A 941-nucleotide genomic window follows, 5' to 3' on the forward strand; every position below is an offset into this window, starting at 1 on the left:
ACAGGCAACGCGCCGCATAATCAAACCAACCAGATGAGCCAAACTCTCACTTAGTTTAGGCCGCCTTTGGACCCAAAAACTCTGCCGACGCACAGATCAATCCACCGACCGTCAAGAGCTACCAAGCGACATCTCCTCCAAAAACATGTATGAGGAAAAGGTATCTGCTGGTGGTAGGACTGAGCGCATGGAACTGACTCATCTTCGGCGCCGGATCGAACCTGGAGACGAAATCCATATCTACAGCATTGATCGTTTGGCGCGGTCACTTTCAGACCTGACCAGCATTGTCGATGAGATGGTGGACAAGGGTGCTACAGTACATTTCTTGAAAGAGAACCTGACCTTTTCCAGCGATAAACAAGATTTTGCCGGTAAACTGATGATGCAGGTACTCGGTGCAATCGCTGAATTTGAACGAAGCTTAATCCGTCAACGCCAGCGTGAAGGGATTGAGAAAGCCAAGAGTGCTGGGAAATACAAAGGTAAACCAAGGACGATTGACCGTGAGGCCATCATCAAAATGTTGTCAGCAGGTGTATCGCCTAGTCAGATCGCGAAGTTGGCCAATATTGGGGTCGCGACCGTATATAGGATCCGAAAGGAATATGCCGAAATTTCTCAAAGAACTACTGCGTAGAGTGAGCTTTGGCACCAAGGTGGGAATTTCCAATGGGAGATAGCTATTCGGCCAGTACGCTAGCAAAAGTCCCGAGAAATGCGAAGGAAACGGACTTTGTAAAATCGGAAACACTCTGAACCCAGATAAACACTCTGAACCCAGATAGCGTGCGAACGGCCCTCAACGGCCATTCGTACCAAACCCGTCTAACGGCAGTTTGCAGCCAATGTTGTTGAAAAACTCGAAGTTTTCGCGTGTCCGTATAACGGGACAATGTGTTCCCGCCTCTGTTTCACGCTGCGGCTTTGGCCTGGATTGG

Annotated in this window: 1 protein-coding gene; it reads left to right on the forward strand. The window is 49.2% G+C overall.

Annotation, left to right across the window (positions count from 1 at the left end):
- Positions 1–145 precede the first annotated feature (145 nt).
- Entirely contained in the window at positions 146–640 is a 495-nt protein-coding gene (locus DL239_RS21355; RefSeq protein ID WP_167686111.1) for a recombinase family protein, read from the forward strand.
- Positions 641–941 lie beyond the last annotated feature (301 nt).

Origin of the sequence: Parasedimentitalea denitrificans (assembly GCF_011813015.1) — a bacterium.
GTDB classification, from domain to species: Bacteria; Pseudomonadota; Alphaproteobacteria; order Rhodobacterales; family Rhodobacteraceae; genus Parasedimentitalea; species Parasedimentitalea denitrificans.

Bases quoted from the DNA above. Each gene is read 5' to 3' on its own strand.
- DL239_RS21355 (WP_167686111.1), top strand. From the start codon at position 146: ATGTATGAGGAAAAGGTATCTGCTGGTGGTAGGACTGAGCGCATGGAA.